7 protein-coding genes are annotated in these 11071 nt (G+C 65.4%); 3 read left to right on the forward strand and 4 right to left on the reverse strand.

Annotation, left to right across the window (positions count from 1 at the left end; genetic code table 11):
• Positions 1-11 precede the first annotated feature (11 nt).
• Entirely contained in the window at positions 12-3779 is a 3768-nt protein-coding gene (gene metH, locus A5773_RS05255) for a methionine synthase (protein WP_066946888.1), read from the reverse strand.
• Positions 3780-4215: 436 nt separating this feature from the next.
• On the opposite strand from metH, the gene A5773_RS05260 reads away from it, so the two are divergent.
• A complete protein-coding gene (locus A5773_RS05260; RefSeq protein WP_197505315.1) occupies positions 4216-5106 on the forward strand; it encodes a PAC2 family protein in 891 nt (296 codons plus the stop codon).
• Positions 5107-5157: 51 nt separating this feature from the next.
• Here A5773_RS05260 and A5773_RS05265 read toward each other — a convergent pair whose 3' ends face one another.
• Positions 5158-6039, reverse strand: coding sequence for an SDR family oxidoreductase (locus A5773_RS05265; RefSeq protein ID WP_067260594.1), 882 nt, complete (start codon positions 6037-6039; stop codon positions 5158-5160).
• Positions 6040-6521: 482 nt separating this feature from the next.
• Here A5773_RS05265 and A5773_RS05270 point away from each other — a divergent pair, with 482 nt between their 5' ends.
• Both A5773_RS05270 and A5773_RS05275 read left to right on the forward strand, forming a co-directional pair.
• Entirely contained in the window at positions 6522-6734 is a 213-nt protein-coding gene (locus tag A5773_RS05270; protein WP_066946896.1) for an MbtH family protein, read from the forward strand.
• A gap of 179 nt (positions 6735-6913) precedes the next feature.
• On the forward strand, positions 6914-8248 hold the full coding sequence (locus A5773_RS05275; protein ID WP_066946899.1) for a cytochrome P450: 1335 nt from the start codon (positions 6914-6916) through the stop codon (positions 8246-8248).
• A 49-nt stretch (positions 8249-8297) separates the two neighbouring features.
• On the opposite strand, the gene A5773_RS05280 is transcribed toward A5773_RS05275, so the two are convergent.
• Both A5773_RS05280 and A5773_RS05285 read right to left on the reverse strand, forming a co-directional pair.
• The gene (locus A5773_RS05280) at positions 8298-9128 is read right to left on the reverse strand and encodes a S9 family peptidase (protein ID WP_197505314.1); all 831 of its coding nucleotides are present in this window, start codon (positions 9126-9128) and stop codon (positions 8298-8300) included.
• Positions 9129-9185: 57 nt separating this feature from the next.
• Positions 9186-11071, reverse strand: a 1886-nt coding sequence (locus A5773_RS05285; protein WP_232001795.1) for a tryptophan 2,3-dioxygenase family protein, incomplete at its 5' end; no start/stop codon positions are given.

The following is an 11071-nucleotide window of genomic DNA, read 5'->3' on the forward strand; positions in this document are numbered from 1 at the left end:
GCCGAACGCAATCAGTCCTCGGGGTTGTAGCCGAGGTTCGGGGCGAGCCAGCGCTCGGCCTCCTTCAGAGTCCAGCCTTTGCGCTTCGCGTAGTCGGCGACCTGGTCCTGGGCCATCCGACCGATAACGAAGTACTGCGACTGCGGGTGCGAGAAATACCAGCCGCTGACGGCGGCGCCGGGCCACATCGCCATCGACTCCGTCAATTCGATGCCGGTTCGCTCCTTAACGTCCATCAACTTCCAGAGCGTCACCTTCTCGGTGTGCTCCGGGCAGGCCGGGTAGCCCGGAGCAGGGCGGATTCCCACGTATTTCTCGCTGATGAGCGCCTCGTTGTCCAGCTGCTCGTCCGGCTGGAATCCCCAGAACTCCCTGCGGACCCGTTGGTGCATCCGTTCGGCGAAAGCCTCTGCCAACCGGTCGGCGATCGACTCGAGCAGGATCGCGCTGTAGTCGTCGACGGCTGCCTTGAACTCCGCGATCTTTTCCTGGCTGCCGAGCCCCGCGGTGACGGCGAAGGCGCCGACGTAGTCAGCCAGACCGGTGTCCTTGGGCGCGACGTAGTCGCCCAGCGAGCGGTTCGGGATGCCGTCGCGGTGCTCGCCCTGCTGGCGCAGGTTGTGCAGCGTCGTCAGCACGTCGGTGCGGGTGTCGTCGGTGTAGACCTCGATGTCGTCGCCGCCGGGGACGGCGTTGGCCGGGAAAAAACCGATCACCCCGTTGGCCGTCAGCCACTTCTCCTTGATCAGGGTGTCGAGCATCTCCTGGGCGTCGTCGTACAGCTTGCGCGCCGCCTCGCCCGAGACGGGGTTGTTGAGGATGTCGGGGAACCTGCCCTTCATCTCCCAGGCGTTGAAGAACGGCTGCCAGTCGATGTACTCGCGCAACTCGGCGAGGTCATAGTCATGAAACTCCCGCACGCCGAGACCCTGGGCGGGCACCGGCGGCGTGTAGCCGTCCCAGTCGATCGGCGTCCGGTTGGCGCGGGCTTTCTCCAGCGTCACCATCGGACGCTCGTTCTTCTGGGCGTGCCGTTCGCGGAGCGACGCGTAGTCCTTCTCGGTTGCCTCCAGCAGCGCTGGGCGCTGCTTGTCGTCGAGAAGCGCGGCGGCCACCGGGACCGAGCGGGAAGCGTCCTTGACCCACACCACCGGACCGCTGCGACGCGGCGACACCTTCACGGCCGTATGGGCGCGCGAGGTGGTCGCGCCGCCGATCAGCAGCGGAATCTCCAGGCCTTGACGTTCCATCTCGACGGCGAAGTTCACCATCTCGTCCAGGGACGGGGTGATCAGGCCGGACAACCCGATGATGTCGGCGTCGTGCTCCTTCGCCGCGGCCAGGATCTTCTCGGCGGGCACCATCACGCCGAGGTCGATCACTTCAAAGTTGTTGCACTGCAAGACGACTCCGACGATGTTCTTGCCGATGTCGTGGACGTCGCCCTTCACGGTCGCCATCACGATCGTGCCGTTGGTGTCCTTGCCGGCGGCAGCGCCCGACTCTTCCTTCTCCGCCTCGATGAACGGCAGCAGGTACGCGACGGCCTTCTTCATGACCCGGGCCGACTTCACGACCTGGGGAAGGAACATCTTGCCCGAGCCGAACAGGTCACCGACGACGTTCATGCCGTCCATCAGGGGGCCCTCGATCACCTCGATCGGGCGACCGCCTGCGGCGGCGATCTCGGCACGTAGTTCCTCGGTGTCGGCGTCGACGTGGGCGTCGATGCCCTTGACCAGGGCGTGCGTGATCCGCTCGCGGACCGGTAAGGATCGCCACTCCGCCGCCGCCGGGTCTTCGGACTTCTCCGAGCTGTTGAACCGTTCGGCGATCTCCAGGAGCCGTTCGGCCGCGTCCTCGCGACGGTTCAGGACGACGTCCTCGATCCGGTCCCGCAGCTCGGGGTCGATCGAGTCGTAGGGCACCAGCGCACCGGCGTTGACGATGCCCATGTCCAGGCCGGCCTTGATGGCGTGGAACAGGAACACGGAATGGATCGCCTCGCGCACGGGGTTGTTGCCCCGGAACGAGAACGACACGTTCGAGATGCCGCCGGAGATGTGCACCCCGGGAAGGTTCTCCTTGATCCAGGCGCAGGCCTCGATGAAGTCGATCCCGTAGGTCGCGTGCTCCTCGATACCGGTCGCCAGCGCGAAGCAGTTCGGGTCGAAGATGATGTCCTCGGGCGGGAACCCGACCTCTTCGGTCAAAATCCGATAGGCGCGACCGCAGATCTCCTTACGGCGCTCCAGGTTGTCGGCCTGACCCTGCTCGTCGAAGGCCATCACGACCACGGCGGCGCCGTACTTGCGGCACAGCCGCGCCTCGCGGACGAACTTCTCCTCGCCCTCCTTCATGGAGATCGAGTTGACGATCGGCTTGCCCTGCACGTTCTTCAGGCCCGCCTCGATGACCTCCCACTTGGAGGAGTCGATCATCACCGGAACCCGGCTGATGTCGGGCTCGGCCGCGATCAGCTTGGTGAACCGGTCCATCGCGGCGACGCCGTCGATCATGCCCTCGTCCATGTTGATGTCGATGACCTGCGCACCGACCTCGACCTGCTGCAGCGCGACCGACAAGGCGGTGTCGTAGTCCTCGGCCTTGATCAGGTTGCGGAACCGGGCGGAGCCGGTGATGTTGGTGCGCTCACCGATGTTCACGAACAGGGAATCGTCGGTGATGTTGAGCGGTTCCAGGCCCGAAAGCCGGGTGGCCACCTCGATCTCCGGCAGCTCGCGCGGCGGCTTGCCCCCGACGACCTTGGCGATCTCCGCGATGTGCGGCGGCGCCGTCCCGCAGCAGCCGCCGACCAGGTTGACCAGGCCGGCCTCGGCGAAGTCGGCGATGTAGCTCGCCTGGCGCTCCGGGTCCTCGTCGTATTCGCCGAACGCGTTGGGCAGGCCGGCGTTCGGGTAGCACGAGACGAAGGTGTCCGCGATCCGCGCCATCTCGGCGATGTAGGGCCTCATCTCCGGCGCGCCCAGCGCGCAGTTCAGGCCGACCGCCAGCGGCTTGGCGTGCCTGATGGAGTTCCAGAACGCCTCGGTGACCTGGCCGGACAACGTCCGTCCAGAAGCATCGGTGATAGTCCCCGAGATGATCACCGGCCAGCGTCGTCCGCGCTCCTCGAACAGCGTCTCGACGGCGAACACCGCCGCCTTGGCGTTCAGCGAGTCGAAGATCGTCTCGATGATGAGGAGGTCGGCCCCGCCGTCGACCAGGCCGTTGGCGGCTTCGAGGTAGGCAGCGACCAGCAGGTCGTACGAGACGTTGCGGGCACCGGGGTCGTTGACGTCCGGTGAGATCGACGCGGTGCGCGTCGTCGGCCCGATAGCGCCGGCGACGTAGCGGGGCTTCTCCGGGGTGCTGTATTCGTCGGCGGCCTTGCGGGCCAGGGCGGCGCCGGCGTAGTTCAGCTCGTAGCTCAGGTCCTGCATGCCGTAGTCAGAGAGCGAGATCGCGTTCGCGTTGAACGTGTTGGTTTCCAGGATGTCGGCGCCCGCCTCGAGGTACTCGCGGTGGATCCCCTCGATGATCTGCGGCTGCGTCAGATTGAGCAGGTCGTTGTTGCCCTGAAGAGCGGTCGGCCACTCCGTGAACCGGTCGCCGCGATAGCCGGCCTCGTCCGGCCGGTCCCGCTGGATCGCCGTCCCCATCGCGCCGTCGATCACCATGATCCGCTCGCGCAGAGCAGCCGTCAGCTCGTCGGTGCAGTCGGGGCGGATGTTCGGCACGAAGGTCTCTGACGCCGGGGCGCTTTTAGAGGCGTTCACGTACGTTCCTTCCGTAGCGGAAGGCGTCCTTGACTCTGCCGAGCGTGGCGGATACCGGCATGGACCGGCGAACCGTTGCAACGCCTCTCGACCGGAAAAGTCTACGTCCCCCCGCGACGTCTGGACGCCCAGCTCGACGCGACCCGCTTGGCGATCGCGCTGCCCGTGAGCGCCACCTCGCAGATCTTGTCGGCGATGTCGTAGTTACCAATGTTAACCAGTTTGCAGCTGAACGTATTTCGTCTCGGCCGCGTCGCCGAACGTGAACCGCTGCGCCGGAGGGTCGAGGATGTCGGTGTCACAGCGGTGTTCGTTAGCGGCAGCCACCCCTATAAGGATAGTCGGCCTATGCAAATCCCCCGGTTGAGCGCCCATCGGCCGCAATCGACGGCCACCGCGCACCGAACATCGGGGCGCAAGGCCGTACGCTAAATCTGTGACCCCGCCCCAGGGCCCCCCAAACAGAGAAGCCGCACTGCCCGAACTGCACAACACCATCGTCGTGGCGGCGTTTGAGGGCTGGAACGACGCCGGCGACGCGGCCAGCGACGCGCTCGAGCACCTCGAGGCCATCTGGGAAGCCGACCCGATCCTGGAGATCGACGACGAGGCATATTACGACTACCAGGTGAATCGCCCGGTCATTCGGCAGGTCGACGGCGTCACCCGGGAGCTGGTGTGGCCGGCGATGCGCATCTCGCACTGTCGGCCGCCGGGCAGCGACCGCGACGTCGTGTTGATGCACGGGGTGGAACCCAATATGCGCTGGCGTACCTTCTGCGCCGAATTGGTCGCCATCGCCGACAAGCTGAACGTGGACACCGTGGTCATTCTGGGCGCCCTACTGGCCGACACGCCGCACACCCGTCCGGTGCCGGTCTCGGGTGCGGCCTACTCCCCCGAGTCGGCGAAACGCTTCGGGCTCGAGGAGAGCCGCTACGAGGGTCCGACCGGCATCGCCGGGGTGTTCCAGGACGCCTGCGTGGCCGCCGGGATCCCCGCCGTGACGTTCTGGGCGGCGGTGCCGCACTACGTGTCGCAGCCGCCGAACCCGAAGGCGACGGTGGCGCTGCTACGCCGCGTCGAGGACGTGCTCGACATCGAGGTTCCGCTGGCCGACCTGCCGACGGAAGCCGAGGAGTGGGAGCAGGCGATCACCGAGATGGCCGCCGAGGACGAGGATTTGGCCGAATACGTGTCGTCGCTGGAACAACGCGGCGACGCCGAGGTCGACATGAACGAGGCCCTGGGCAAGATCGACGGCGACGCGCTGGCCGCGGAGTTCGAGCGGTACCTGCGCCGCCGTCGCCCCGGATTCGGGCGCTAGCGGCGATCGCCAACTCGGCTTAGCCGAGTGCTGGGGGTACCGCCATCGAACCTAAGCCTTTTTGCCCAATCCCTGGTTGTAAGCGCTGGTGGACCGGCCGAGCGCGGCGACTTGGGCATCCAGCTGGGGCAGCAGCTCCGCCGTTGGTTTGTGCAGGGGCAGTTCGCCGACCGGGGTGGACAGCACCGGCTTGATCCAGCGGAACAGCGCCACCCAGCGCGGGCAGTAGACGCGGTTCCGGCGGCCCTCGATGCCCTTGACGAAGGCGTCCGCGCATTTGTCGACGGTGGTGGTCTTGTTCAGCGGCCAGGGGAAGCTGGCGAGCAGCTTGCCGAAGGCGGGCAGGTCGGCCTCGGTGTCGCGGACGAGGGCGGTGTCGATCCACGACATGTGCGAGGAACCGACGGTGACGCCATGGTGCGCCACCTCCAGCCGCAGCGCGTTGGCGAGGATCTCGACGCCGGCCTTGGACGCGTTGTAGGGAACCAGTCCCGGGCAGGCGGTGTACGCCGCCAGCGACGAGACGACCAGCACGTAGCCGCGGCGCTCGATCACCGCGGGCAGCGCGGCCCGCACGGTGTTGAAGACGCCGAGCACGTTGATGTCGAGCACCCGCTTGAACGCCTCGGGGTCCACCTGCAGCACCGACCCGTAGCTGGCGATGCCCGCGTTGGCCACCACGACGTCGATGCCGCCGAACCGTTCGACGGCCCGGGCCGCGACGGCTTGCATGGCCGGTAGGTCACGCACGTCGGCCACGGCGGTCAACACGTGGTCCTCGCCGAGTTCGGCGGCCAGCGCGCTCAGCTCGGCGTCGTTGAGATCGGTGAGCACGAGCTTGGCGCCCTTCTTGCGCAGGCGGCGGGCGACCTCGGCGCCGATTCCCCGGGCACCGCCGGTGATGAAAACGACTTTGTCCTGCAGCGACGTCATGGCCGCCAAGGTACCGCGACGGCGCTCGTTGACATAGGGCAGACAGTCCTCGACCGTGCCAATACGGCTTTTCGGGTGGACACCAACCCAGTGAACACAAGACGCCGCAGCAGGCTCAAATCAGGCGAGTTGTCCGTACTACCGACCAACCGCGATGGCCGCCGGTGTCATCTCCTGGTCACTTCGTGATCACTACCCTAACCGGGCGTTCGCACTACTCTACTTGGCGCATATTTTGCCCCTGAGCATTAGACGCGACCATAGGCTCCCGGCATGGCTTGTAGCCGAGCATGGGGTCGGGCGCCGTTAGATGACAAACGACGGCTTCATCCCGCCGTCTGCGGCATTGGAGCCTGTCGCGGCACCAAGCCGGGCGCCTTCTGGTTCGTAACACCGAGGATTTTCCCGCTGCGCCGAAATGCCGGGCCAATCCTGTTGACTCCCAACATCAATTCAACTCGAACACACGGTCAGGAGAACCGATGAGCATCAACCCGTTCGACGACGACAACGGCAACTTCTTCGTCTTGGTCAACGACGAAGAGCAACACAGCCTTTGGCCCGCCTTCGCCGAGATTCCAGACGGCTGGCGGGTGGTGCACGGCGAAGCGGACCGAGCTGCCTGCCTGGACTACATCGAACAGAACTGGACCGATATACGGCCGAAGAGTCTCGGCCTCTCGTTCAAGCGATGAGATTCCGCCGAGGCGCGCGGCCGCTACACACGCGAAAGAAATGACGGTGAGCGCAGTTCAAGCCTACGGCGGGATGGAGATCCCTCACTGGTCTCGGTTGGGCGCTCCGCCGGCGGAAGCCTGCCACTTGCCGACCGGGGCGGGCCTGGATCGTGACGACGAGCGCGAGGAGGTCAGCCATGCTGAGAACTCTGCACACGGCGCGCAATGCCGCGTCGGATGAACTTGGACGCGCGCAGATGCTCAAGCTGGCATGGACGTTGCCACGACGCGGCGACGACGCTTTCGATGAGTTGTTCGACCGCCACGGGGACGTAGTCTGGATGTCGCCGCCGCCGTTGATATCTCGGCTCGTCGGATCCAGAGTCGCTTTCGTGCGGGATCCGGCGTTGATCAAGCCATTGTTCACCTCGCCCCCCGATGACGTCAACGCCCCAGAGCCGCATCGCGTTGTGGATCCGTTCTGGGGAGACCGGTCGGTGTTCCTGCTCGACGGGCCGCACCACCTCCGGCTGCGCAAACTGATGCTGCCGCGGTTGCGCGGCGACGCGCTGACGCAGTGGCGTGAGTTCATCGTGGCCAGGACAGAGCAAGAGGTCCGCGGATGGGCCGATCAGCAGACGGTGGCAGTGCGCCCACGGCTGCTCGAAGTCTCAATGGAGCTGATTTTGAAAGTGGCGGCGTCAGTGCCCGATTCGGAGATGCAGCGGTGGAAATCGGCCTGGCAGGACTTGCTCACGACGGCTGCGTCGGGGCAGAGTGCGGTGCGTTCGGCGCTAAGGTCGATCGGCGCACTGCGGTTGTGGCCGCGATATCAGCGGGAGCTGAACCGATGCAATGAGCTGGTCTACGACGAGATCGCCCGCCGTCGGCGCCACCCCGAGCTCGAGCACGACGATGTGATCGATTCGTTGCTGCGAGCACACGGGGAAGCACTGTCGGACAGGGAGATTCGGGACCAGGTGGTGGGGATCATGCTCGGCGGCTACGACCCCCCGGCGACATTGGCGAGCTGGGCGATCGAACGGCTGGTGCGTACTCCGCACGCACTCGCCGCGGCCACCGCGGAGGCACGCGGCGGTGGCGACCAGCGCACGTATCTCGATGCGGTGGTGCAGGAAAGCCTGCGCTTGCGACCGCCGTTCATGTTCGTCACGAGGTTCATTCCCAGGCCGCTGAGCCTAGGTGGGCGTTACTTCCCGGGCGGGACGACGATCATGGCAGTCGTTCAGTCCGTACACCGGCATCCTGACCTCTACGAAGACCCGAAAGCTTTTCGACCAGAACGGTTTTTGCAGCGCCGCCCCAACAGCTATGAACTCATACCCTTCGGCGGCGGCGAACACCGCTGCCTCGGCGACCGGCTGGCCATCTTCGAGGCCACTCACGTCCTGGCGACCGTGCTGCGTTCCGTGGATCTCGCCGCCGTCGATCCGCGCGATGAACCCATCCGCCTCGAAATGGGGCTTGTTCCGGGCAAGGGCGCCACCGTGCGGGCCACTCGGGCTGCTTGACATCGTCGCGACACCCGCACCGAAGCCGCTCCGCGCCAAAGCCTGGCGTTCAGTGCGCCAGCTCCCGGATCACCGTGCGGCACAACGCCCATGCCTGCGATGTCGCGTCGATCAGTGTGTAGTGATCGGCGCCGGGGAGCAGCAGCAGACGGGAGTCGTCGCCGGCAGATTGAGCCGCGGCAACGAAACGCTGCGACTGGCTGAGTGGCACGTCGTCGTCGGCCGTGCCGTGCACACACACCGAGGGGATGCCCGTCGGAAGCAGGGCGCTGGGGCAAGCCAGCGAGCGGGCGCGGGGATCGTTGGCCCAGGCGCCTAGGAAGTTTCGGACGGCTCCGGAACCCGTGTTCTCCTGCATCGCGAGTGTGAGGTCCAAGACTCCCGCCTGGCTGAGGAAGCCGGCCAGCCGCACGACGGGAGAGGCTCCGGGGGCCTTGGCCGGCAGCGATCCTCGACCGGCCAGCCAACCGGCCAGCTGACCCCCCGCGGAGTGCCCGACCGCGATGACTCGCGACAGGTCGAGACGGCCGGCCGCCAGGGTCTGACCAGTCGTCGCGAGCAGGTCGACGGCGGCGGCAACGTCGAGACAGGTGGCCGGCCAACCACCGCCGCCGTGGTCCGGGTTGTCGCCCACCCTGCGGTATTCGATGTTCCAGGCAGCGAATCCTTGCTGCGTGAGATCCTCGGCCAGATCGGAGGCCAGGTCGGCACCGTGGGCCGTCCGCCAGAAGCCGCCGTGGATGACCACCGCGACCGGCCAGGGGCCTTGGCCGTCGGGAAGGCTGAGCACGCCGTGCTGGCTGGGATAGGTGCCGTAGCGCACGATCCACGAGGAACCAGCGTCGACCCGCAGGAATGCGTCGGGCGCCCGCGGACCCACCTGGGCTCCGCACCAAAATCGGGGGTAGGCAGCTCGTCCCACGGCAGGCTTGCTCGCCTAGCAGGTCGACAGCCGATTCTGCGCCGGGCAGGAAGCCTCAAAAAGGCGATCGATCAGGAAGCCGACCCCGGTGGTGCCGCCGGTGCCCCTTCCGTCCCCGATGAAGCGGGTGACGGCGTCGAGGTGGGCCAGCCGCCAGCGCGTCAGGCCGGCGATGAATACGTCGAGCTGGGCCCCTAGCTGCAGGCGCTGCCGGCGGCTGCTCCTGTCACCCGTGGGCCGATCGGCGAGGATTGCCAGTAGCGCCGCAACCGGAGCGTGGCGGATGCCGGTCAACAGGGTCGCGAATTGGGCCGACTGTCCGGCCGTGATTCCCTGTAAGCCACCCCGGAACCGATTGAAGTCATCTACCGATAAGTGTTGCAGGGCGCTTTGTGTCGTAATGGTCAGTTCGAGCACGGCGTTTGCGCGCTTCATGCGATCGACCGCCTTGCCGAACTCCGAGCGACGGGCGGACTCGAGCGCGACCTCGAGGTCGGCCAGGATCTGGGACACCCACAGTTCAGAGGTTTGGTGGATGATCAGAAAGTAGCTTTCGTCGCCCCGAGCCGAACGGTCGGCGTCCCCGAACAACGGCTTTACCGCGCCGAGCAGTTCGTCGAGGTGCAGGTATTCCGCGTAGCGGAACCCGGTGGCCTGAAGTTTTCGTTCGGCCTCGATGTGGTCTGCCCCTCCTTGCAAATCGCTGAACGGGCAGCCGGTGGGAACTACTTCTACTGAACTGACACCATTGCTCAACTGCCGGCTCATGACGGCCTCCTCTCCCCAGTCCCGCTCGTCGGACCTGCCAAGGTCGAAGGGCTCGGAAGCCTCAGCGGATCGAACCCGAACCAATGAATCTTTGATTTTTTCGCCGTACATATTGAGCGATTCCGTCGTAAGCATCTCTTGATGCGTGCAGTCGATCGAGTGCCCGGTGATGTCGCCGTTAACGAATGGTCGCCAACTTTGCAGAGGAGACGGACCCTGATTAGTCTCACCTCGCGCGGCGGAAAATATGACCATATCACCGTTGAAAACACCGGGCTCGTGGGTTCGAGACAACTCGATGTCATTATTGATGTTCTTAATGAACAGATCTAAAACCTGCTGGTATCGGGGGAACTCTGCGGCGAAGTCCTCGGCTCCCCGTTCACGAATCAGCTCTTCTATTTGCTCGTAGGTGAACAAATCGGATTCTTCTGAACTGCCGATCCGGTAGAACCGTAAGGCATCTAGGTGCTTCGTCCAGTCATCGAGATCCTCGTTCGGCAGGGCGTCGGTGCCTGGCTGGGCATCGAGAAGAATAAGAGAATCGATCACGCATCCCCGGCGGTGCAGCTCGACGGCAATATCATGGGCGACGACGCCTCCGAAAGACCAGCCGAGAAGATTGTAGGGTCCGGCGGGATGGACTCTTTCAATTCTGTCGGCGTAGTTTTTTGCCATTTCGTGAATTGACCGGGGTTCAACCTCTCCGCTCTCGAGGACCTGTTGAATTCCGATGATCGGGCAGTCCAAGTAATTGCCGAGAGTCTGATACAGCCAACTCACCCCACCGCCAGGATGGATGCAGAAAAGCGGCACGCCGGTGCCCTTCCTCAGAGTTTGAACCGGAACCACTTCTTGCACGGAAACCGTGTCTTCGCCTCCGCGGTGCCGGTCGAGATGGTCGGCGAGATCTACGACGGTGGACGCGTCGAACAGGTAGCGCACCGGCACTTCTCTGCCCAGCGCCAGCTGCAGTCGCGCACTCACCCGGGTCGCGATCATCGAATTCCCGCCGAGGGCGAAGAAGTCGTCATCGAGGCCGACTTGATCGAGGTTCAACACCTGGGCGAAGACCTCGGCCACGATTTTCTCGGTCTCGGTGTGCGGCGCCCGGAACGGCGCAATGGCCACCA

It is taken from the genome of Mycobacterium sp. 852014-52450_SCH5900713 (genome assembly GCF_001667075.1).
In the GTDB taxonomy this organism is placed as follows: domain Bacteria; phylum Actinomycetota; class Actinomycetes; order Mycobacteriales; family Mycobacteriaceae; genus Mycobacterium.

Bases quoted from the DNA above. Each gene is read 5' to 3' on its own strand.
- A5773_RS05265 (WP_067260594.1), bottom strand. From the start codon at position 6,039: ATGACGTCGCTGCAGGACAAAGTCGTTTTCATCACCGGCGGTGCCCGG.
- A5773_RS05275 (WP_066946899.1), top strand. From the start codon at position 6,914: ATGCTGAGAACTCTGCACACGGCGCGCAATGCCGCGTCGGATGAACTT.
- A5773_RS05270 (WP_066946896.1), top strand. From the start codon at position 6,522: ATGAGCATCAACCCGTTCGACGACGACAACGGCAACTTCTTCGTCTTG.